At 71.4% G+C, this 19891-nt stretch carries 19 protein-coding genes; 18 read left to right on the top strand and 1 reads right to left on the bottom strand.

The genetic code is table 11. The features are described 5' to 3' along the window. Positions 1–36: 36 nt before the first annotated feature. The 4 genes from AB0M59_RS17115 (at position 37) to AB0M59_RS17100 (ending at position 3780) form a co-directional block, all read left to right on the top strand. Positions 37–624: a papain-like cysteine protease family protein gene (locus tag AB0M59_RS17115; RefSeq protein ID WP_364615624.1), complete on the top strand. Its 588-nt coding sequence runs from the start codon at positions 37–39 to the stop codon at positions 622–624. Beyond that, entirely contained in the window at positions 621–1388 is a 768-nt protein-coding gene (locus AB0M59_RS17110; protein ID WP_364615621.1) for a hypothetical protein, read from the top strand. The genes AB0M59_RS17115 and AB0M59_RS17110 overlap by 4 nt, the downstream gene beginning before the upstream one ends. Positions 1389–1455: 67 nt before the next feature. Next, positions 1456–2487: an Lrp/AsnC family transcriptional regulator gene (locus tag AB0M59_RS17105; RefSeq protein ID WP_364615618.1), complete on the top strand. Its 1032-nt coding sequence runs from the start codon at positions 1456–1458 to the stop codon at positions 2485–2487. Between the two features lie 57 nt (positions 2488–2544). Further along, a complete protein-coding gene (locus AB0M59_RS17100; protein WP_364615615.1) occupies positions 2545–3780 on the top strand; it encodes an FAD-binding protein in 1236 nt (411 codons plus the stop codon). 143 nt (positions 3781–3923) lie between these two features. Here AB0M59_RS17100 and AB0M59_RS17095 read toward each other — a convergent pair whose 3' ends face one another. Next, on the bottom strand, positions 3924–4901 hold the full coding sequence (locus AB0M59_RS17095) for a LacI family DNA-binding transcriptional regulator (protein WP_364615612.1): 978 nt from the start codon (positions 4899–4901) through the stop codon (positions 3924–3926). A gap of 229 nt (positions 4902–5130) precedes the next feature. Here AB0M59_RS17095 and AB0M59_RS17090 point away from each other — a divergent pair, with 229 nt between their 5' ends. The 14 genes from AB0M59_RS17090 (at position 5131) to AB0M59_RS17025 (ending at position 19886) form a co-directional block, all read left to right on the top strand. After that, positions 5131–6099: a pectate lyase gene (locus AB0M59_RS17090; protein WP_364615609.1), complete on the top strand. Its 969-nt coding sequence runs from the start codon at positions 5131–5133 to the stop codon at positions 6097–6099. A 213-nt stretch (positions 6100–6312) separates the two neighbouring features. Next, entirely contained in the window at positions 6313–7500 is a 1188-nt protein-coding gene (locus AB0M59_RS17085) for a Gfo/Idh/MocA family oxidoreductase (protein WP_364615606.1), read from the top strand. Positions 7501–7711: 211 nt separating this feature from the next. After that, positions 7712–9001, top strand: a complete 1290-nt coding sequence (locus AB0M59_RS17080) for an extracellular solute-binding protein (protein WP_364615603.1) — start codon at positions 7712–7714, stop codon at positions 8999–9001. A 3-nt stretch (positions 9002–9004) separates the two neighbouring features. Beyond that, positions 9005–9979 carry a sugar ABC transporter permease gene (locus AB0M59_RS17075; protein ID WP_364615600.1) on the top strand — a complete coding sequence of 325 codons (975 nt, stop codon included), beginning with the start codon at positions 9005–9007 and terminating at the stop codon, positions 9977–9979. Beyond that, complete coding sequence (locus tag AB0M59_RS17070) at positions 9976–10821, top strand: carbohydrate ABC transporter permease (RefSeq protein WP_364615597.1); 846 nt, start codon at positions 9976–9978, stop codon at positions 10819–10821. The genes AB0M59_RS17075 and AB0M59_RS17070 overlap by 4 nt, the downstream gene beginning before the upstream one ends. A gap of 5 nt (positions 10822–10826) precedes the next feature. Further along, positions 10827–11387, top strand: a complete 561-nt coding sequence (locus tag AB0M59_RS17065) for a DUF624 domain-containing protein (protein ID WP_364615595.1) — start codon at positions 10827–10829, stop codon at positions 11385–11387. After that, positions 11384–12493: a Gfo/Idh/MocA family oxidoreductase gene (locus tag AB0M59_RS17060; RefSeq protein WP_364615592.1), complete on the top strand. Its 1110-nt coding sequence runs from the start codon at positions 11384–11386 to the stop codon at positions 12491–12493. The genes AB0M59_RS17065 and AB0M59_RS17060 overlap by 4 nt, the downstream gene beginning before the upstream one ends. Continuing rightward, positions 12493–13710 (top strand): Gfo/Idh/MocA family oxidoreductase, encoded by a 1218-nt coding sequence (locus AB0M59_RS17055; RefSeq protein ID WP_364615589.1) that lies wholly within the window; start codon positions 12493–12495, stop codon positions 13708–13710. Before AB0M59_RS17060 ends, AB0M59_RS17055 begins: the two co-directional genes overlap by 1 nt. Beyond that, positions 13707–14627, top strand: a complete 921-nt coding sequence (locus AB0M59_RS17050; RefSeq protein WP_364615586.1) for a PmoA family protein — start codon at positions 13707–13709, stop codon at positions 14625–14627. The genes AB0M59_RS17055 and AB0M59_RS17050 overlap by 4 nt, the downstream gene beginning before the upstream one ends. 10 nt (positions 14628–14637) lie before the next feature. Further along, a complete protein-coding gene (locus AB0M59_RS17045; protein ID WP_364615583.1) occupies positions 14638–15915 on the top strand; it encodes a pectate lyase in 1278 nt (425 codons plus the stop codon). Positions 15916–16098: 183 nt separating this feature from the next. Next, on the top strand, positions 16099–16869 hold the full coding sequence (locus tag AB0M59_RS17040; protein ID WP_364615962.1) for a pectate lyase: 771 nt from the start codon (positions 16099–16101) through the stop codon (positions 16867–16869). Between the two features lie 55 nt (positions 16870–16924). After that, complete coding sequence (locus tag AB0M59_RS17035) at positions 16925–17932, top strand: pectinesterase family protein (RefSeq protein WP_364615580.1); 1008 nt, start codon at positions 16925–16927, stop codon at positions 17930–17932. A 149-nt stretch (positions 17933–18081) separates the two neighbouring features. Continuing rightward, complete coding sequence (locus AB0M59_RS17030; protein WP_364615577.1) at positions 18082–19068, top strand: arabinan endo-1,5-alpha-L-arabinosidase; 987 nt, start codon at positions 18082–18084, stop codon at positions 19066–19068. Positions 19069–19085: 17 nt separating this feature from the next. Then, complete coding sequence (locus AB0M59_RS17025; RefSeq protein ID WP_364615575.1) at positions 19086–19886, top strand: family 16 glycosylhydrolase; 801 nt, start codon at positions 19086–19088, stop codon at positions 19884–19886. The last annotated feature ends 5 nt before the right edge of the window (positions 19887–19891 follow it).

The raw sequence follows: 19891 nt of genomic DNA, 5'->3' as shown, positions 1-19891 counted from the left end.
ACCACGTCGAATCGTCACCGGCTGGAGGACAATTTCGTGAAAACCACTTCAGGAGTCCTACGTGGACTCGCGGCGGTTTCGGCCGCCGCGGCCGCCGTCGTCGCGCTGCAGGCGCCCGCCGCCGCGGCCGCCGCGCGGAGCGACCTCGGCATCAGCATGCAGGCCCAGCAGAAGGACCAGTGGTGCTGGGACGCGAGCGGCAACACGATCGCCGACTTCTGGGGATACTCGCTTTCCCAGACGCGGTTCTGCCAGATCGCCCACAACGAATCCGGCAGCGACTGCGCGAACAACCAGGGCTACCTGTCCGACCAGCAGCGGGTGTTCCGGTGGCTCGGCTTCTCGAACGTCGGGTCCTACAACTCGAACGGGCAGGTCCTTTCCTTCACCACCATCGAGAACCAGATCGACGCGGGCCGGCCGATCGGCACCCGCATCGGCTGGCGTTCGGGCGGCGGCCACATGCACGTCCTCTACGGCTACGACAACTCGAGCGGCGCGACCCGCGTGGAATACGGCGATCCGTGGCCGGACAACAGCCGCTACAACTCGATGAACTACGACACCTACCGCTCGAACAACCAGTTCCAGTGGACGCACACGCTGTACGGGATCGAGGGATGAGCGTGCTGAAGAAGGCGATGGGCGCGGCCGTGCTGGCCGGCGCCGCGATGCTCGCCACCACCGGCGCCGCGGGCGCGGCCACCGGGCCCGCCGGCACCCCGACCGCGGCCGACACCGCCGCGATCGGCCAGGTCACCGGCGGCCGGGCCACCCTCGACCGGCTCGCGGCGACGAAGTTCCCGGGTGCCCACGCGGCGGCCGCGGCGCAGACGGCGAACGCCGACCCGCGCACCCAGGTCGCGGTCTACGAGCCGACGGCGGGATTCGTCGCCGGGACTTCGGACGTCCCGGCCGCGCTCGCCTACGTCGCGGTGCCGGCGCGGACCGGCGACGGCACCACGGCGACGGTCTGGGCCGAGCGGCAGGGCGCGGCCTGGACCGTCGTCAACGTCGCGTCCGGTGACTACGAGCGGAAGTACGCCGAGGCCGCGGCCGGCGGTTACCTCCTGCACGAACCGCAGGTCAACGCGTGGTACGCCGTGCACGGCGACGACGTGACCGTGCTGGACGGCTCGGTCACCGGCCTGGCCGCGGGCACGAAGCTGAGCGTGCGCGACTACCGCGCGGCGCTGCACCAGCGGTACGCGGACAAGCTGCCGGGCTCGGCCTACGACCGCGACGGCGCGGGCGGCGGCTACGGCGGCCGCGAGCGCGCCGTTCCCGCCGCGGACCCCGGCGACGTCCCGGTAGTGCCGTTCGTGCTCGGCGGCGCTCTCGTGCTGATGGCCGGCGCGGTCGTGGCACCGCGGCTGCGGCGGCGGTGAACGGCCGGGGCCGCCGGCGCGCCCGGCGGCCCCTTGGCAGGTGATCATGATCAGGTCAGAATGCGCCATGCCCGTTTCCCCGGCGGCCTCGCCGGAACCGGCGCGGCCGAGCGGCCCGGACCTCGCGCTGGTCGAGGCGCTGCAGCGCGACCCGCGGGCGCCGTGGACGCGGATCGCGACGGCCGTCGGCACCGACGCGACGACGGCCGCGCGCCGCTGGGACCGCCTGCAGGCGGCCGGGCTGGCCTGGCTGACCGCGTACGCCACGGCCCCGACGACCACGGTCGGCTACGTCGACCTGGCCTGCCGCCCGGACGCGCTGACCGACCTGACCCGGGAGCTGTGCGGCTGGCCGTCGGTGTTCAGCGTCGAGCGGACGACCAGCCGGTTCTCCCTGTTCCTGTCGCTGGCCGCCCGGGATCTCGACGCGCTGGACGCGCTGGTCACCGGCCGCCTCGGCGCCCTGCCCGGGGTGCGCGAAGTCCGGTTCGCCGTGGCCACGCGCGTCTACCGCGAAGGCAGCGGCTGGCTGGTGAACGCGCTGGCCCCGGAGCAGCGCGCGGCGCTCGACGAGACCGCCGTGCAGGCCCGGCTGGTCGTCCCGCAGCAGTGGGACGACCGGGACCTGCGCGCGCTGGTCGAGTCCCTCGGCGAGGACGGCCGGCGCAGCTACGCCGAGCTGGCCCGCGACTGCCGGATGAGCGAGTCGGCGGTGCGCCGCACACTCGCGCGCATGCTGCGCAACCACGAGCTCGACTTCCGCTGCGACCTCGCGCACGTCCCGGCGGGCTGGCCGGTGATCGCGGGCTACCGCCTCGCCATTGCCGCCGGCGACCTGGACCGCGCGGGCACGGCGATCGCGCAGCTGCCGGAGACGCGGCTCTCGGCCGCGGTGGTGGGGGAGGGCAACCTGGTGGTGTCGGGGTGGCTGCGGGAACCGGCCGGCTGCACGGGCTACGAGACGCGGCTGGCGGCCGCGGCGCCGGGTGCCCGCGTCCTCGACCGCGCGATCACGCTGCGGATGCCGAAGCGGATGGGCCGGCTGCTCAGCCCGCACGGCCTCGGGGGCGCCCACCAGGCGATCATCCCGGCCCGCTGACCGGCGCCGGGCCCGCGTAGGGTCGGAGGCGGGGATTCCGGCATTGTGGAGGGGACGTTGGGCGAGTCGAACTGGGCCGGGAACCACGCCTACAGCGCGGACTCGGTGGTGACTCCGCACACGGTCGACGAGGTGCGAGAGACCGTCGCGGCCGCGACGCGGGTCAAGGCCCTGGGCAGCCGCCACTGCTTCAACGACATCGCGGACGCACCCGGCGGCGTCCTGCTGGACCTGCGCGCGCTCGACGTTCCGGTGGAGATCGGCGACGGCACGGTGACCGTCGGCGGGTCCGCCCGCTACGGCGACTTCGCCGCGCAGCTGCACGCCGCGGGGTTCGCGCTGCCGAACCTCGCGTCGCTCCCGCACATCACGGTGGCCGGCAGCGTCGCGACCGGCACCCACGGCTCCGGACGACGGCAGCCGGGACTCGCCTCGGCCGTGTCGGCGATCGAGCTGGTCACCGCGAACGGTGAGCTGCGGACGTTCACCCGCGCCCACGCCGAGTTCCCCGGACTGGTCGTCGGCCTCGGCGCGACCGGCGTCGTCACGCGGATCACCCTGGACGTCGAGCCCGCGTTCGACGTCCGCCAAGACGTCTTCGACGGCCTGCCGTGGGAGGCCGCGTACCGGCACTTCGACGAGATCGAAGACGCCGGCTACAGCGTCAGCCTGTTCACGAACTGGGCGAACGACACGATCGACCAGGTGTGGGTCAAGAGCCGGGTGGACGCGTTCACCCCGCGGACGGACCTGTTCGGCGCGGTCCCGGCCGACGGGCCCCGCCACCCGGCGCACGCGGCGGGCATCCCGGCCGACAACTGCACGCCGCAGCAGGGCGTCGGAGGCCCGTGGCACGAGCGGCTGCCGCACTTCGCGCTCGCGTTCACCCCGAGTGTGGGGGACGAGCTGCAGTCCGAGTACTTCGTGCCTTATCGCGACGCGGTGGCCGCGATGCGGGCGGTCCGGGAGATCGGCGACCTGCTGGCGCCGGTGCTGCTGGTGTCGGAGATCCGCGCGATCGCCGGGGACGAGTTGTGGCTGAGCCCGTGTCACGGGGGTGATCGGGTCGCGTTGCACTTCACGTGGCAGCCGCGCCAGCCCGAGGTCGAGGCGGTGCTCCCGGTGCTGGAGGAGCGGCTGGCGCCCTTCCGCGCGCGGCCGCACTGGGGAAAGCTGTTCCACACCGCCGGGGCGTATCCGCGAATCGACGATTTCCGGACCCTGGCGGCGGAACTCGACCCGGCCGGCAAGTTCCGCAACCCCTTCCTGGAACGCCACGTGCTGGGCGGCTAGCTCACCGCCGGAATCGGTGAACGACTCGTTCCTGGCGTAGGACGGCAGGGTCCCCGGCGGGACTTTGCCGGAGCACTGGCGCCGGATGTCATGAACGACTCGTTCATGACATCAGGACCCGGACCCCGGACCCGGCGCGGCGGCTAGCTCGCCGGTGGGGCCGTGGTGGCGCGGACGATCAAGTACGTGTCGAGCACCTGAGTCGTCTGCTCGTCGGCGGCACCGTCGAGCAGGTCCAGCATGATCGTCACCGCCGCCCGGCCCGCCGCCTCCGTCGGCATCGCGATCGTCGTCAACGGCGGTGCCGAGATCGCCGCGAAGACCAGGTCGTCGAAGCCGACCAGGCTGATCTCGTCCGGCACCGGCACGCCGCGGGCGTTGAGCCGCGCCAGCGCTCCGAACGCCACGAGGTCGTTGTACGCCACGATCGCCGTCACGTCCGCGGCCAGTGCCAGGTCCGCGCCCTGCAGTCCGCCTTCGAAGACCGGCGGGAACGGGCCGAACTCGACGACCTCCGTGCCGTGCCGCTCGGCCGCCTCCGCCAGACCCTGCCGGCGGGCGCGGTTCGCCCACGACATGCGAGGGCCGCCGAGGTAGGCGCAGCGGCGGTGGCCGAGCGCGGCCAGGTGCTCGATCGCCTGCCGCATCCCGTCGGCCGCGTTCATCACGATCGACGGGATCCCTGGCACCTCGCGGTTGAGCAGCACCAGCGTCGTCTGCGTGGCGAGCGCGCGCAGCTGGTCGTCGGTCATGCTCGGGCTGCCCAGCACCACGCCGTCGACCTGCCGGGCCATCCGGCGGACCAGGTTCTGCTCGGTGGCCGGGTCCTGGTCGCTGCTCGCGAACAACACGGCGACGTCGTCCTGGCGCGCGCGAGCCTGGACGCCGTCGAGCACGCCGGTGAAGAACGGGTTGCCGAGGTCCGACACCACGATGCCGATGTGCCCGGTGCGGGCGGTGGACTGCGGGGCGCCGACCGCGTGGTAGCCGAGTTCGCTCGCCGCCGCCAGCACCCGGCTGCGGGTCTGGTGCCGGACCAGGTCGGGCGAGGTGAACGCGCGCGACACGGTCGAGATCGACACGTTGGCCCGGCGGGCGACGTCGTGAATGGTCACGCTCACGGCTACTCCTCGGCAGGCTCTGAGCAACATCATGGAAACGCCCGGCAGCGTTGTCAACAACGGATCGCCTTGCGGCAGCGGGAATCCGGCCGCCGCAGGGCCATTCGGCTGGGCTTCGGATGAAAACCCTGCAAATCGTTGACCGGGTTTTGCTGCAAATCGTAGAACGGAGTCTCCGCCGTGTTCCCCGTTCCCGGGGCGCGGGTCCCCACCCCCTTCGAGGTGCCTGATGACCAGGAAAGCCCAGTTCTGCCTGCGCGTTTTCGCGACGGCCGCGTTCGCCGCGGCGATGGTCCCCACCGGAGTCGCGCACGCCGCCTACGAAAGTTCCCCCGTCGGTTTCGGCGCCGGCACGACCGGCGGCGCGGGCGGCGAGACCGTCACCGTGACGACGGCGTCGGCGTTCACCAGCGCGGTGGCGGACGCCACCGCCCGGACGGTCCGGGTGAGCGGCAAGATCACCCTGGCGAACAAGACGCTGGTGAAGATCGGGTCGAACAAGACGGTCCTCGGCGTCGGGTCCGGCTCCGGCTTCACCGGCGGCGGCCTCGCCGTGGACAAGTCGTCGAACGTGATCATCCGCAACCTGGCCATCTCCAAGGCGGTCGGCACCGACGCGATCCAGATCCAGCGCGGCGCCACCCGCGTGTGGGTCGACCACAACGACCTGTCCTCCGACCTCGACCACGGCAAGGACTACTACGACGGCCTGCTCGACATCAGCCACGCCGCCGACGGGATCACCGTCTCCTGGAACAAGTTCCACGACCACTACAAGGTCTCCCTCGTCGGGCACAGCGACAACAACGCTTCCGAGGACACCGGCAAGCTGCACGTCACCTACAGCCACAACTGGTTCGAGAACGTCAACTCGCGGCTGCCCAGCCTGCGGTTCGGCACCGGGCACGCCTACGACAACTATTTCCACGCGGTCGCCGATTCCGCCGTGCATTCGCGGATGAACGCGCAGTTCCTCGCCCAGAACAACGTCTTCGAATCCACGAAGGTGTGTCTCGAAACCACCGGAGACAGCGACGTCGACGGCTACCTCAACGAGTCGGGCAACTCCTTCGGCGGCTGCACGAACAAGATCACCCGCACCGGGAGCATGTCGAAGGCGCCGTATTCCTTCACGCTGGAACCGGTTTCGACGGTCAAGGCCACCGTGACCGCGGGGGCCGGAGTCGGCCGGATCTGATCGGCGGCGGAGCGCACGGCCGGTTCGAGTAAGCGCTATCTCGAACCGGCCACCGCCGTTCGGAGTATCCCGTCTTCGATGAATTCGAAGACGGGACGGCGGATATTGACACGCTTGTCGCGAACGCCCTACCGTGACCACCGGAAGTTTCTCCCGAACTGCCCATTCGTCAGTTCCCGCGCGGCCGCACCCGGTCGCGCCGATCGGAGACCCATGTCGGGGAGCAGGCGCCGCACCGTCGCGGACCCGCCGCGGCTGGCCGTGGTCGGCACGTCCGGCTACGCGTTCAGCTACCTGCACCGCGCCCGCATCCTGCACGACGAAGGCCTGGTGCGGTTCGCCGGCATGGCCGACGTCCGGGTCCCGTCGGCCGCCGCGATCGCGCTGCTGCCCGAGGGCGGCACCGCGCACGTCGGGGTCGACGACCTGCTCCGCCGCTGCCGTCCCGACCTCACCGTGGTCGCGACCCCGCCGCACGCGCACGTCCGGGTCGGCGGCGCGGTGCTGCGAGCGGGCGGCGACCTGCTGCTGGAAACCCCGCCGGTGCTCGACCTCGCGGGGTTCCGGACGCTGTCCCGGCTGGCCGCGGAGAACGGCTCGGCGTGCCAGACCGGCTTCCAGAGCTTCGGCTCCCCGGCGCTGCCGGTGCTGCGGGCGGCGATCGCGGCCGGGAAGCTCGGCGAGGTGGTGGGCGTCGGCGCGGCCGGTGCGTGGATCCGCACCGACGCCTACTACCGCCGCAACCCCTGGGCGGGCCGCCGGTGGCTGGATGGCGAGGCCGTCGTCGACGGCGCCCTGACCAACCCGTTCTCCCACGCGGTGGCCACCGCGCTGCTCGTGGGCGGGGTCGGCGGGCGCGATCCGGCGGCGATCGCCCTGGAGCTGTACGGCACGCGCGACATCGAAGCCGACGACACGGCGTGCCTGCGCATCCGCTTCGAGCGCGGTCCCGAGATCGTCGTCGCCGCGTCGCTGTGCGCCGAGCAGGACCACGAGCCGTACGTGGTGGTGCACGGCTCGAAGGGGCGCGCGAAGTTCTGGTACAAGAGCCACCGGCTGGAGCTCGACGACGAACGCGTCCACCTCGGCGAACCGGTGGACCTGCTGCGGAACCTGGTCGCCCACCACCTCGACCCGGCGGGAGTCCCGCTGCTCGCGCCGTTGCCGGCCACCCGCGCGTTCGCGTCGGTGGTCGAGGCGGTGCGGGACGCGCCGTCGCCGGCCCGCATCCCGGCGGGCTGGATCCGCACGGCCGGCGAAGGGGCGAGCCGGCACCCCGTGGTCCGGGGGATCGGCGAGGAGGTGGCCGTGGCCGCGGACCGGCTGGCGCTGTTCTCCGAGATCGGTGTCCCGTGGGCGAGTGCCCGCCGGAGCGGCCCGGCCGCGGAACGCACCGGGTAGCGCGTCTCCCGGTGCCCCTCGCGCTGACAGCCCGCCTCGATCCGGGTGCGCTGTAAGCGCTTTCTCAAGCTGCCTATCTTTCGGTCAACCCGTTGCTGCACAATGGGTATTGCCTCGATGAGCCCGTTGACACGAGTCCAGCGCACTGCCTACCGTGAACGCGCTGACAGCGTTTTCAGAAAGTGCTGACCGGCTGAGAACGGAGAGCTCGATGCGTCGGACAAGAGAGCGGCGAACGCTCGTCGCGCTGGCCGCGGTGGTCCCGCTGCTGCTGACCGGGGTCGCCGCGTGCGGCTCGGACCCGGGCGGCGAGGGCGGGGAGGTGACCATCACGTTCGTCTGGTGGGGCAGCGACGGCCGGGCGAACCTGACCAAGAAGGCCGTCGAGCTGTTCCAGCAGAAGAACCCGAAGATCAAGGTCCAGACGTCGTTCTCGGCGTACGCGGCCTACTGGGAGAAGCTGGCGACGCAGACGGCGGGCGGGAAGCCGCCGGACGTGCTCAACGTCGACACGCGCTACCTGGCCGAGTACGGCGGCCGGGGCGTCCTGGCCGACCTGAACCAGAGCACGGGCAAGGCGATCTCGCTGACCGACATCAACCCCGAGCTGGCGGCGACCGGCGTGTACCAGGGCAAGCGCTACGCCGTGCCGTGGGCGCAGAACACGCCGGCGATGCTCTACGACCCGGCCGCGTTCACCGCGGCGGGCGCGGACCCGGCGAAGGGCCTGACCTGGGACCAGTACGCCGACGCGACCCGGAAGGTCAGCGCGGCGAGCGGGTTCGCCGCGCGTGGGGCGACCGACTTCGGGATTCTCGACACGACGCTGGAGATCTGGCTGCGCCAGCAGGACAAGCAGTTCTACACGCCGGAGGGCAAGCTCGGCTTCACCGCCGACGACCTGCGCCGGTACTGGCAGCTCGCGGGCCGGTTCCGGGACGCGAAGGGCGCGTCCCCGGCCGACGTCACGGCGTCCTACAACACCTCGCCCGAGCAGTCGCCGCTCGGCAAGAAGCTGACCAGCTCCGAGTTCGCCTACGACAACCTCCTGCCCGCGTACCAGAAGGCGAACGGCAAGCCGCTCAACGTGGCGCCGTACCCGACGGACGGAGGTGGGAACACCGGGCAGTACCGGCGGCCGTCGATGTTCCTCTCGGTCTCCGCGCGCAGCCAGCAGCAGGAGGCGGCGGCGAAGCTCGTCGACTTCCTCGTCAACGACCCCGAGGTGGGCAAGATCGTCGGCACCGACCGCGGGCTCGCGCCGAACCTCAAGGTCCGCGCCCAGCTCGCGGGGTCCGCGAAGGGCGCCGACAAGACACTCTACGACTACGAAGCCGCCCTCGAACCGAAGCTCGGTGCCGCGCCGCCGGTGCCGCCCAAGGGCGCCGGTGCGATCCAGAAGCTCCTCCAGCGCACCTACGAGGAGGTCGCGTTCGGGCGGATGAGCATCGACGACGCCGTCAGCCGGTTCATGTCCGAAGCCGAGAAGGGACTCAAGTAACCGATGACGACCGTGCGCACCCCGGACCCGCCGGTCGCCCCGGAGGCGACCGCGCGGGTCCGGAGGCGGGACCGGCCGCCCGGGCGCCGCCGCAAGAGCCAGCCGGAGGCCTTCGCGTTCCTGACGCCCTGGCTGCTCGGCGCGGTGGCGCTGACCGTCGGCCCGATGGTCGTCTCGCTCTACCTGTCCTTCACCGACTACGACCTCTTCACCTCGCCGAAGTGGGTCGGCTTCGGCAACTTCGCGCACATGTTCACCGACGACGACCGCTACCTGCAGTCGGTCAAGGTCACGCTGATCTACGTCCTGGTCTCGGTGCCGCTGAAGCTCGCGGTGTCGCTGATGGTGGCCATGCTGCTCAACACCCGTCGCGGCGCCAACGGCTTCTACCGCGCCGCGTTCTACGCGCCTTCGCTGCTCGGCGCGAGTGTCGCGGCGGCGCTGGTGTGGCGGGCGCTGTTCATGGGCGGCGGCCCGGTCAACGAGGTGCTGGCCTTCTTCGGCTGGCACACGCCGAGCTGGGTCGACGACCCGCAGTTCAGCCTCGCCTCGATCGTGCTGCTCGGGGTCTGGCAGTTCGGCGCGCCGATGGTGATCTTCCTGGCCGGGCTCAAGCAGATCCCGGCCGAGCTGCACGAAGCGGCCGCGATCGACGGCGCCGGCGCGTTCCGCCGGTTCCGGCACATCACGCTGCCGATGCTCTCGCCGGTGATCTTCTTCAACCTGGTGATGGAGGCCATCCACGCGTTCCAGGCCTTCACCCCGGCGTTCGTCATCGGCGGCGGGCGCGGCGGGCCGGCCGACGCGGACCTGTTTTACACGCTCTACCTGTTCGAGGTCGGCTTCCAGGACTTCCGGATGGGCTACGCGTCCGCGATGGCCTGGGTGCTGCTGGCGGTGATCGCGATCGTCACGGCGATCGTGTTCCGCACCGCGAAGCTCTGGGTGTTCTACGACGATGCCGAGGAGCGCACATGACCGTGGTGCCCCGCTCCGCGCGTTCGGCGGGCTGGCACGTGCTGTGCCTGGTGATCGTCGCCGTGGTGCTGTACCCGCTGGTGTGGCTGGCGTTCGCGTCGGTCAAGCCGCCGGACGAGATCCTGTCGCGGCTGGCACTACTGCCGACGCGATTCGTCTTCGACGGCTACACGAAGGGCTGGGAAGGCGCGGCGGACGTCGGGTTCGGCCGCTTCTTCCTCAACTCGTTCCTCGTCGCCGGGCTGTCGGTGGTCGCGAACGTGCTGTCCTGCTCGCTGGCCGCGTTCGCGTTCGCCCGGCTGAAGTTCCGGTTCCGCGGCGCGTTGTTCGCGTTCATGATCACCACACTGATGCTGCCCTACCACGTCACGCTCATCCCGCAGTACGTGATCTTCCAGCAGGCCGGGCTGGTCAACACGTTCGTCCCGCTGATCCTGCCGAAGCTGCTGGCCACCGAGGCGTTCTTCGTGTTCCTGATCGTCCAGTTCATGCGCGGGATCCCGCGTGAGCTCGACGAGGCCGCGACGATCGACGGCTGCTCGGTCTACCGGACGTTCTGGCACGTCGTGCTGCCGCTATCGAAACCGGCGCTGGTCACGACGTCGATCTTCACGTTCATCTGGACGTGGAACGACTTCTTCACGCAGATGGTGTACCTGAACGACACGGAGAAGTTCACCGTGCCGCTCGGCCTGCGGCTGTTCGTCGACACCAGCAGCGAGTCGAACTTCGGCGCGATGTTCGCCATGTCGGCGCTCGCGCTCGTCCCGATCGTGCTCTTCTTCCTCGCCTTCCAGCGCCTGCTGGTCGAAGGCGTCAGCACCAGCGGCCTGAAGGGGTGACGACCATGCGAACCACCCAGTGGCGAACCGGGCTCGGCGACTTCTCGGACTGCCTGCTGACGGGCCTGCTCGTCGCGCTCGCGTCGGTGCCGGTGGTGACGGCGGCCCCGGCGTTCGCGGCGGGCTGCCGGGCCTTGGACCGGACGCGGCACGGCATCGGAAGTCCACTGTGGACGACGTTCTGGGTGGACTTCCGCCAAGCCGCCCGGGGTGGGTTGCTCTTCGCCCTCGGATGGCTCGCCGCGGTGGTGCTCTTCGCGGTCGACCTGCAGGTCGTCGGCTCGATGCCAGGCGCGGGCGTGCTGCAGCCCGCCTTGTGGTCGCTGGCCGCCGCGGGCGTCGTCGTCGCGGTGCGGACGTGCGAAGTCGTCGCGACCGGGGAACCGTCCTGGCGCCGGGCGGCCGTGGCCGCCGCGCGGGAGACCGCGGCGGCGCCGGGGAACGCTCTGCTCCTGGCCGGGGCGGCCGGTCTCGCGGTGGTGCTCGTGTGGATGCTGCCGATCCTGGCCCTGCTGGTGGCCGGGCCGCTGGCCCTGGCCGCCGTCGCGACCGGCGGGCCCCGATGACTCCTGCGGTGGTCGTGTTCGGCACGGCCGGCTACGCGCGCACGCACCTGCGCCGGGCCCGGGCGCTGCACGACCGGGGCGAGATCGTCCTGGCCGGCGCGTGCGACGTCCGCGAGCCGCCGGACGAGGCCGGCGAGCTGGTGCCGGTCTTCACCCGCGACCCGGCCGAGCTGCTGGCCCGCGTGCCGGCGGACATCGCCGTGGTGGCCACCCCGCCGCACACGCATCTGCCCCTGGCTCGCCTCGCGCTCGCGGCGGGCTGCCACGTGCTCGTGGAGAAGCCGCCGGTGCTCGACCTGACGGCGTTCGACGAGCTGACCGAGCGGGCTCGTGGCCGGGCCTGTCAGGTCGGGTTCCAGAGTTTCGGCTCGCCCGCGGTACCGGTGATCCGGGCCGCGCTCGCCCGGGGCGCGATCGGGACCGTCACCGGGATCGCCGCCGCCGGCGCGTGGATCCGGCGTGACCGCTACTTCGCGCGCACCGCCTGGGCGGGCCGTCGCCGGCTCGACGGACGAGCGGTCGTGGACGGCGCCCTGACGAACCCGTTCGCCCACGCCGTCGCGACCGCCCTGCTGCTCAACGGCACGGCCGGGGCCCTGCCCGAGCGCGTGACCATCGAGCTGTACCGCGCCCGCGACATCGAGTCGGACGACACGGCGTGCGCCCGCCTGTGCTTCGCCGGCGCACCGGACGTCGTCGTCGCCGCGACGCTCGCCGCCGAAGCCGACCACGAGCCCTACGTGCTGATCCACGGCACCGAAGGCCGGATCCGGTGGCACTACAAGACCGACGTCGTCCTCATCGGTGGTGAGCCGGTGCCGGTCGGCCCGCCGAAGGACTTGCTGACGAACCTCGTCGACCACGTCCGCGACGGCGTGCCCCTGCTCGCTCCGCTGGCCGAAACCCGCGCCTTCACCGCACTGGTCGAGGCGGTCCGCGACGCGCCCGAGCCGAGGCGGCTGCCCCGGGCGCGGGCCGTCGGCACCGGGCCGGAACGCCGGTTCGTCGTGCCGGGCGTCGATGGGGCCGTCGATGCCGCGGCCGAGCGGCTCGCGCTCTTCTCCGAACTCGCCCTGCCCTGGACCCTCGCCCGAGAGGAGACGTGATGGTGACGCGTCGCTACGCGATCGTCGGCCTGGGCTCCCGGGCCCAGCTGTTCGCCCGCGCGCTGGCCGGCTCGCCGCAGGCGGAGCTCGCGGCCTTCTGCGACCACAACGAAACCCGCATGCGGGTCCACAACGGATGGCTCGGCGCCTCGGTGCCGGGCTACCGGCCGGCGGACTTCTCCGCGATGCTGGCGAAGGAACGCATCGACGTCGTCGTGGTGTGCACCCCCGACCACACGCACGCGGACTACGTCGTCGCCGCGCTGCACGCCGGCTGCGACGTCGTCACCGAGAAGCCCATGACGACCGACATCGAGGGCGCGCGGCGCATCCTGGCCGCCCGCCGCGAGACGGGGCGTTCGGTGCGGGTCGCCTTCAACTACCGGTACAACCCGGTGCACCGGCGCGTGCGCGAGCTGCTCGCCGCGGGCGCGATCGGGGAGATCGGCTCGGTCGAGTTCAGCTGGCTGCTCGACACCGCGCACGGCGCCGACTACTTCCGGCGCTGGCACCGCGAGAAGGCGAACTCCGGCGGCCTGCTCGTGCACAAGTCCGGCCACCACTTCGACCTGGTCAACTGGTGGCTCGACCGCGGGCCGGAGACGGTGTTCGCGTTCGGCCGGCTGTTCTTCTACGGCGACGAGAACGGCCGCCGGCACGCCGATGGCCGGTTCGCTCTGGACCTCGAGGCCTCGCCTCGGCTGCGCGCGCTCTACCGCGACGCGGAGCAGGAAGACGGCTACGTCAGGAACCAGAACGTGTTCGCGCCCGGCGTCACGATCGAGGACGAGATGTCGGTTCTCGTCCGCCACCGCGGCGGGGTGGTCCTGAACTACCACCTGCACGCGTATTCGCCGCGGGAGGGCTACCGCGTCGCGTTCTCCGGCAGCGAAGGGCGGCTCGAGCTGGATGTCCGGGAAAACGAGTACGCCACGGACTCCGGCGGAACCGGCCGGGCCCGGCTGACCCTGCAACGCCACTGGGGGCCACCGGAGGTCGTGCTGGACGAGGTCCTCGGCGAAGGGCACGGCGGCGGGGACGAGCGGATGCTCGCCGAGCTGCTCGGCGACGCCGAACCGGACCCGCTGGGCTGCGCCGCCGATCACGATTCCGGTCTGCAGGCGCTGCTCACCGGGCTGGCGGCCAACCGGTCCCTGGCCACCGGTGCGCCGGTGTCCGTCGACGACCTGCTCGGCGAAATCGGGGAACCGGCGTGAGCCGGGCGGCCGTGGGCGACGGGACGCTGGAGCTGGCCGAGGACGACGACGGCCGGATGCGCGTCCACGTCGGCGACCTCGTCCTGGCGGAGTACGTCGTGGCGCCGCCGACGCCGGCCGGGGACTCGCCGAAGCCGTACCTGCACCCGCTGCGCACCACCGCGGGCGAGGTCGTGACCGCGGTCCGGCCGCACGACCACACCTGGCACAACGGCCTGCAGTTCACCATGGCCCACCTGTCGGGCGAGAACTTCTGGGGCGGCCGGACGTACGTGCGCGGCCGCGGGTACACGCCGCTCGACAACAACGGCAGCGTCGGCCACGTCCGGTGGGAGAGCCTCGTGAGCGCGGCGGGGTCCTGCGAGCTGCGGCACGAGCTGGCCTGGCGGACCGCGGCGGGCCGGCGGTGGCTGACCGAGCACCGCACGCTGCGCTTCGGCGACGTCTCCGCGGACAGCTGGACCCTCACGTGGTCGAGCCGGCTGCGCAACACGAGCGGCCGTGAGCTGCGGTGGGGGAGCCCGGTGACCGAAGGGCGTGAGACGGCCGGGTACGGCGGCCTGTTCTGGCGCGGGCCGCGCTCGTTCGTCGGCGGGACGGTCCGGACGTCCGACGGCCGGCCGGCGGACGAGGCGATGGGGCACCGCGCGCCGTGGCTCGCGTTCACCGGGCACCACGACGAGAGCCTGCGGACGTCGACGCTGCTGTTCGCCGACAACCCGGCCAACCGCGGCTTCCCCACGGCCTGGTACGTGCGCGCGGAGCCGTTCCCGGTGGTCAGCTTCGCCGCGACGTACCACCGGCCGTGGCTGCTCGAACCGGGGGACGAACTGATGCTGACCCACCACGTCGTCGTCCTCGACGGCGATCCGGACCCCGCCCGGCTGGCCGAGCTCGCGGCCCGGGCGGCCGACTGAAGGAGCCGACATGCGCTGGAAGGTCTTCGCGGGGTGCCTCGCCCTGCTCGGACTCACCGTCACCGCCGGACCGGCGGAAGCCCACGGCCACGACCCGGGCCGCGTCGTGCTCGGCGCGCACGACGGCTGGGGCGCCGGGACGACCGGGGGAGCGGCCGCCGCACGCGGTGACGTCCACACGGTGTCGAAGCGTTCGGAGCTGGTCGCGGCGCTGGCATCGCATCCCGGCGCGCCGAAGATCGTCTACGTCCGCGGCACGATCGAGGGCAACGTGGACGCCCGCGACCGGCCGATGAGCTGCGACGACTTCGCCGACCCGGGCTACACCCGGCCCGCGTACCTGGCGGCGTACGACCCGGCGACCTGGGGAAAGGTCGAGCCCTCGGGTCCCCTGGAAGAGGCGCGGGCCCGGTCGCAGGCGAACCAGGCGGCGCAGGTGGTGGTCGACGTCGGCCCGAACACGACGATCTACGGGCTGGACGGCGCGACCCTGCACGGGCTGACGCTGCGTGTCACGGGCGACAACGTGATCCTGCGGAACCTGCGGTTCTCCGACGCGCACGACTGCTTCCCCCAGTGGGACCCGCTCGACGGCGCGGACGGGAACTGGAACTCCGAGTACGACAACGTCGACCTGGTCGGGGCGACGCACGTGTGGGTCGACCACAACGAGTTCAGCGACGGCGGGAACAACACCCAGCCGACGTACTTCGGGCGCAAGTACGAAGTCCACGACGGACTGCTGGACATCGTGAACGGCTCGGACCTCGTGACGGTGTCGGACAACCGGCTGCACGACCACGACAAGACGATGCTGATCGGCAACACCGACAAGCCGACGTACGACGTCGGGAAGCTGCGCGTCACCGTGCATCACAACCTCTTCTCGGAGATCGGGCAGCGCGCGCCGCGGGTGCGCTACGGGCAGGTGCACGTCTACGACAACCTGTACCTGGTGCGGGATCCGGCCGCCTATACGTATTCGCTGGGGGTGGGGGTCGAGTCGCGGATCTACGCGGAGAACAACTTCTTCCGGATCCCGGCTTCGGTGCCGCTGGGTGCGTTGGTCGAGTACTGGAAGGGGACGGTGCTGCACGCGACGGGGACGCTGGTCTCGGTGGGGTGGGCGCCTCCGCGGCCGGTGGACCTGCTGGCCGAGTACAACGCGGCGAACGACCCGGACCTGGGGGCGGACGTCGGCTGGACGCCGACACTGGTGGACCGCATGGATCCGGCGTGGGCGGTGCCGGCGCGCGTGCTCGCCGGTGCGGGTCCCGAAGGTCGCTGAGCCGGCGGTTCTCGTTTTCTGAAAACTCCCGTCCACGACAGCCATCCGGGCGACACCGACGTCCCTTCGCCCGGCGGCATTGACACGCCGAACCCGGGAACCCGAGACTGAGAAAGCGCTTTCAGCACTCGCTAGGACCATTTCCCGAGCAGGGAAGACCAAGGAGTGATGAGCATGTCTTCGATTTCCCGGGTGGCCCGGGCCGCGGCCGTCGCCGCCCTCGCGGTGTCCACCGTGATCGTGGCCGACCACCCCGCGAGCGCCGCCTCGTGGCCCAACCCGAGCGTCAGCCAGGCCGTCGGCGCGACCATCAAGGTCACCAGCGGTACCTACGACGGCGGCCTGAAGCGGTTCTACGGCACCGGCGACCTCGGCACCGGCGGCCAGGACGAGGACCAGGGCCCGATCTTCGAACTGTCGAACGGCACTACCCTGAAGAACGTCGTCCTCGGCAACCCGGCCGCCGACGGTGTGCACTGCCTCGGCACGTGCACGCTGCTGAACGTCTGGTGGGAGGACGTCGGCGAGGATGCCGCGACCTTCAAGGGCACGTCCGCCTCGCAGACCATGACCATCGACGGCGGTGGCGCGCGCAAGGCGTCGGACAAGGTCTTCCAGCACAACGGCCCCGGCACCATGTACATCCGCAACTTCCAGGTCAACGACTTCGGCAAGCTGTACCGCTCCTGCGGCAACTGCAAGACGCAGTACAAGCGCAACGTCGTCGTCGACAACGTCACCGCGACCGTGCCCGGCAAGGCGCTCGTCGGCATCAACACCAACTACGGCGACACCGCGAAGCTGACGCGGATCACCATCGTCGGCGACTCGAGCCGCAAGATCGAGCCCTGCCAGAAGTACAAGGGCGTCACCAGCGGCGAGCCGACGAAGATCGGCAGCGGGCCCGACTCGACGAACTGCCTCTACACCACGGCCAACATCACCTACCAGTAACCGTCCGGGGGTGCCGGCCGCCGTCCGGTACCCCCGGCGTCCCCGTGGAGGTGCCATGTTCAAGACCCTGCTCCTCGCCTCGCTCCTCATCGGGGCGTCGCCGGTCGCACCCGCCGCGGCGAACGTCGTCGTGGCCAAGGACGGCACCGGGAACTACACGACCGTGCAGGCCGGGATCAACGCCGTCTCGGCCGGCGGCACCGTGTCGGTCAAGCCCGGGACGTACCGCGAGGTGATCACCGTGCCCGCGGCCAAGACCGGGATCACCCTGCGCGGCAGCACCGGCAAGGCGTCCGACGTCGTGGTCGACTACGACAACGCCAGCGGGACGACGAAACCCGACGGCACGACGTACGGCACCACCGGCAGCGCGACCGCGACGATCGCCGCGAACGGCTTCACGGCGAGCGCGCTGACCTTCCGCAACTCCTTCGACCGCAAGGCCCACCCGGAGATCACCGCCACCCAGGCGGTCGCGGTCAAGACCAGCGGCGACCGGATGGTCTTCGACAACGTCACGTTCCTCGGCCACCAGGACACGCTCTACGCCGACACCGCGGCGGTCGGCACGATCGGCCGTCAGTACTACCGCAACTGCGCGATCAGCGGTGACGTCGACTTCCTCTTCGGCCGCGCCACCGCCGTGTTCGACCGGGCGATGATCACCGCGCTCGACCGCGGCTCGAATCCGAACGGCTACCTGACGGCGGCGAGCACGCGTCGGAGCACCGCCTACGGCTTCCTGGTCGTGGGCAGCAAGGTGGTCAGCCCGGCCGCGAACGCCAGCTTCTACCTGGGCCGGCCGTGGCACCCCGGCGGGGACGTCGACGCGATCGCGCAGGTCGTCATCCGCGAAACCGCCTTACCCGCGGCGATCAAGGCGACTCCGTGGACGGACATGTCCGGGTTCTCGTGGAAGGACGCCCGGTTCTTCGAGTACCGCAACACCGGGCCGGGTGCGGGCACCGGCGCCGACCGGCCGCAGCTGACCGCCGCGCAGGCCGCGACCTTCACCCCGCAGCGGTACCTCGCGGGCGGCGACGGGTGGAACCCCGTGCACTGACGGTCGGGAAAAACCTCCCGTCGGCCCTTGACGGAGTCCGGGTGAGCGTCGACCATCTCACCGTCACCTCACCCGGATTCCGCCGAGGGACACCAGCTCTGAGTGTTAACGCTAACAGTCCAGGATCATCGTCGAACCGAGGACCAGCCATGAGACTGCGCCGCCTCCCGGCCGTCATCGCCGTGGCCGCCGCCCTGCTGGGCGTGCCCGCCGCGCAGGCCGCGGACTACCCGAACCCGGGGTTGGTGACCGGGGACATCACCGCGGTGCACGACCCGTCGATGATCCGGGCGGCGGACGGCAGCTACCTGCTGTACTCCACCGACCAGTACCTGCAGGTCCGCCGCTCGACCGACCGGATCCACTTCACGAAGCTCGGGTCCGTCTGGCCGAACGGCGCGCCGTGGACCGCGCCCTTCACCGACCCGGCGAATCCAGGGTACCTGTGGGCGCCGGACATCTCGTTCCACAACGGCAAGTACTACCTGTACTACGCCGCCTCGACGCTCGGTTCGCGCAACTCGGCGATCTTCCTGGCCACCAGCACGACCGGCCTGCCCGGCAGCTGGACCAACCAGGGCCTGGTCGTGCAGACGAGCAACGCCAGCGACTACAACGCGATCGATCCGAACCTGTTCGTCGACTCCGCGGGCCGGTGGTGGCTGAGCTTCGGCTCGTGGTGGACGGGCATCAAGATGTACCGGCTCGACCCGGCGACCGGCAAGCGCAGCACCAGCGACACCGCGCTGCGCGGCATCGCCCAGCGCACCGGTGGCACGACGGCCGAGGAAGCGCCGTACATCGTCCAGCACGGCAGCTACTTCTACCTGTTCGTCTCGTGGGACCTGTGCTGCCAGGGCACGAAGAGCACCTACCGCGTGATGGTCGGGCGCTCGACGTCGATCACCGGGCCGTACACCGACCGCAACGGCGTCCGCATGACGGCGGGCGGCGGCACGCAGATCCTGGCGAGCCACGGCGTCGTCCACGGTCCGGGCCACGTCGCGGTCCTGCACGACTCCGACGCCGACGTGCTCGTCTACCACTATTACTACTCCGACGCGACGCCGCTGACCGGCAAGCTCGGCATCAACCTCATCGGCTACGACAGCGCCGGCTGGCCCTACGTCTACTGAGCCTCGGGAGGTCCACCATGCCGCACACCCGCAGGAACTTCCTCGCCGCAAGCGCCGTCGGGCTGGCCGGTGCCGCACTCGGCGGCCGCGCCGCGGCGGCCACCTGGGAAACCGTGCTGGACGGCAGCTTCGCGAGCTACAGCGCGCTGCAGGCCGCGTGGAACTACCGCTACCCGTGGGGTTCCGACCACAACGGCACGGCCCGGATGTACGCGAGCGCGTCCGACCACAGCCAGGTGTACCTCGAATCCGGCGGGGTCCTGGTCCTGAAGGCCACGCACATCACCGCGAACGAAGGCACCAGCAGCAGCGACCCCCACCTGCCGATCCACTACCACTCCGGTGCGGTGCACGCGAAGCAGCAGATCACGGTGTCCGACCAGTTCCCGCAGTGGGAGGTCAAGGGCGAGTTCCAGGCGCCGTCGGCCCGCGGCACCTGGCCGGCGTTCTGGCTGACCGGTGCCACCAGCTGGCCGCCGGAAAGCGACATCCTCGAGTTCAAGGGTGACGCGCGGAACTGGTTCAACACCTACAAGAACGCCAATGGCGCCTGGTCGAACACGATCGTCGGTGTGACCGACCCCGGCGCCTGGCACGGCTACCGCGCGTGGATCGCCAAGGTGAACGCGTCCGATGTGGACATCCACTACTACCTCGACGGCACCTGGGTGGGGCAGCACCGCGGGGCGAACTTCGCCGGCAAGCCGCTGTGGCTGATCCTCAACCTGCAGATGGAGGGCTCGGCCGGCTCGCCGGGGCCGACATCGGCCACGTACTACCGCGCCCGCAACGTCTACGTCGGCCGCAGCCGCGCCTGAAGGGT

This window comes from Amycolatopsis sp. NPDC051371 (assembly GCF_040682155.1).
Classification (GTDB): Bacteria; Actinomycetota; Actinomycetes; order Mycobacteriales; family Pseudonocardiaceae; genus Amycolatopsis.
The sequence above is the reverse complement of the archived record's forward strand: the minus strand, read 5'-3'. Positions and strand labels throughout refer to the sequence as shown.

Excerpts from the sequence above, each read along its gene's own strand:
- AB0M59_RS17110 (WP_364615621.1), top strand. The coding sequence starts at position 621 with ATGAGCGTGCTGAAGAAGGCGATGGGCGCGGCCGTGCTGGCCGGCGCC.
- AB0M59_RS17105 (WP_364615618.1), top strand. The coding sequence starts at position 1,456 with ATGCCCGTTTCCCCGGCGGCCTCGCCGGAACCGGCGCGGCCGAGCGGC.
- AB0M59_RS17090 (WP_364615609.1), top strand. The coding sequence starts at position 5,131 with ATGACCAGGAAAGCCCAGTTCTGCCTGCGCGTTTTCGCGACGGCCGCG.
- AB0M59_RS17085 (WP_364615606.1), top strand. The coding sequence starts at position 6,313 with ATGTCGGGGAGCAGGCGCCGCACCGTCGCGGACCCGCCGCGGCTGGCC.
- AB0M59_RS17080 (WP_364615603.1), top strand. The coding sequence starts at position 7,712 with ATGCGTCGGACAAGAGAGCGGCGAACGCTCGTCGCGCTGGCCGCGGTG.
- AB0M59_RS17075 (WP_364615600.1), top strand. The coding sequence starts at position 9,005 with ATGACGACCGTGCGCACCCCGGACCCGCCGGTCGCCCCGGAGGCGACC.
- AB0M59_RS17070 (WP_364615597.1), top strand. The coding sequence starts at position 9,976 with ATGACCGTGGTGCCCCGCTCCGCGCGTTCGGCGGGCTGGCACGTGCTG.
- AB0M59_RS17065 (WP_364615595.1), top strand. The coding sequence starts at position 10,827 with ATGCGAACCACCCAGTGGCGAACCGGGCTCGGCGACTTCTCGGACTGC.
- AB0M59_RS17060 (WP_364615592.1), top strand. The coding sequence starts at position 11,384 with ATGACTCCTGCGGTGGTCGTGTTCGGCACGGCCGGCTACGCGCGCACG.
- AB0M59_RS17055 (WP_364615589.1), top strand. The coding sequence starts at position 12,493 with ATGGTGACGCGTCGCTACGCGATCGTCGGCCTGGGCTCCCGGGCCCAG.
- AB0M59_RS17045 (WP_364615583.1), top strand. The coding sequence starts at position 14,638 with ATGCGCTGGAAGGTCTTCGCGGGGTGCCTCGCCCTGCTCGGACTCACC.
- AB0M59_RS17035 (WP_364615580.1), top strand. The coding sequence starts at position 16,925 with ATGTTCAAGACCCTGCTCCTCGCCTCGCTCCTCATCGGGGCGTCGCCG.
- AB0M59_RS17030 (WP_364615577.1), top strand. The coding sequence starts at position 18,082 with ATGAGACTGCGCCGCCTCCCGGCCGTCATCGCCGTGGCCGCCGCCCTG.
- AB0M59_RS17025 (WP_364615575.1), top strand. The coding sequence starts at position 19,086 with ATGCCGCACACCCGCAGGAACTTCCTCGCCGCAAGCGCCGTCGGGCTG.